Source organism: Bradyrhizobium sp. P5_C11_2 (genome assembly GCF_054049755.1).
On record NZ_JBFULT010001073.1, the window covers coordinates 1 to 1,085 of the forward strand.

The 1,085-nt window shown below is 65.3% G+C and carries 1 protein-coding gene and 1 pseudogene; one reads left to right on the plus strand and one right to left on the minus strand.

Annotated features, from left to right (window positions below; all coding sequences use genetic code 11):
* Nucleotides 1–606 (minus strand): Clp protease N-terminal domain-containing protein (locus ACXJL8_RS41755; protein WP_456687113.1); only part of this gene is annotated, 606 nt, incomplete at its 3' end.
* A gap of 240 nt (nt 607–846) precedes the next feature.
* Here ACXJL8_RS41755 and ACXJL8_RS41760 point away from each other — a divergent pair.
* A pseudogene (locus ACXJL8_RS41760) lies at nt 847–1,085 on the plus strand (MOSC domain-containing protein); the annotation flags it as partial.

Genomic DNA, 1,085 nt, shown 5'->3' on the forward strand with positions numbered 1-1,085 from the left:
GTTCTTGGTCCGCCGCGAGAGCACTTGAATTGTGCGGCGGATCTCCTCGTCGCGGCCGATGACCGGGTCGAGCTTGCCGTCGCGGGCGGCCTGGGTCAGGTCGCGGGCATATTTCTTCAGCGCGTCATAGGCGTTCTCGGCCGTCGCGCTGTCCGCGGTGCGGCCCTTGCGCAGTGCCTCGATGGCCGCATTGAGATTTTGCGGGGTGACGCCGCCCTTGGCCAGGATCGCACCCGCCTCGCTGTTCTTCTCCAGCGCGAGTCCGAGCAGAAGCCGCTCGACGGTGACGAAGCTGTCGCCGGCCTTCTCGCCGGCCTTCTCAGCCGCGTCGAAGGTGCGGGCGAGCTCGGGCGCCAGATAGATCTGCCCGGCGCCGCCGCCACTGACCTTCGGAACCTTGTTCAGGGCGTCCTCGGTCGCCTTCAGAATTGCACGGGAATTGCCGCCGGCACGGTCGATCAGACCGGCAGCCAGCCCCTCATTGTCGTCCAGCAGGACTTTCAAAAGGTGCAGGGTCGAAAACTGCTGGTGGCCCTCGCGCATCACGAGCGACTGCGCGGACTGGACGAAGCCCCTGGAGCGTTCGGTATACTTCTCGATGTTCATGTCTTTTCTTTCCCTCGGCCTGCCCCTGGAGCCCCTAAGGCACTCCAAACGGCATCTTCATTGGGTTTCCGCTGGCCGCATTGACGTTTCTCAACCGGCAGCGGTCGTTATCAGCCGGCGCTGGCGCCGGCCTGACCCAGATGTGGGAAGCGGGTCCGCGGATCGGAAGAGGCGACTTCACAATTTCGTGCGCTGATGCGCCCGCTTGGCGGGGGCCTATCGAATCCCCTAAGTAGCGGCATGACAACCAGCCAGACCGCCGAAATCACCGGCCTTTACCGCTACCCGATCAAGGGCCTGACGCCGGAGCCGCTGCCCCGCGTTCCCTTGCGGCGAGGGGAGACGCTCCCCGCCGATCGCCGCTACGCGATCGAGAACGGCCCGAGCGGGTTCGACCCCGATGCGCCGGAGTGGAAGCCGAAAATCCAATTTCTGATGCTGGCGCGCAATGAGCGGCTGGCGTCCCTCGACAGCCGGTT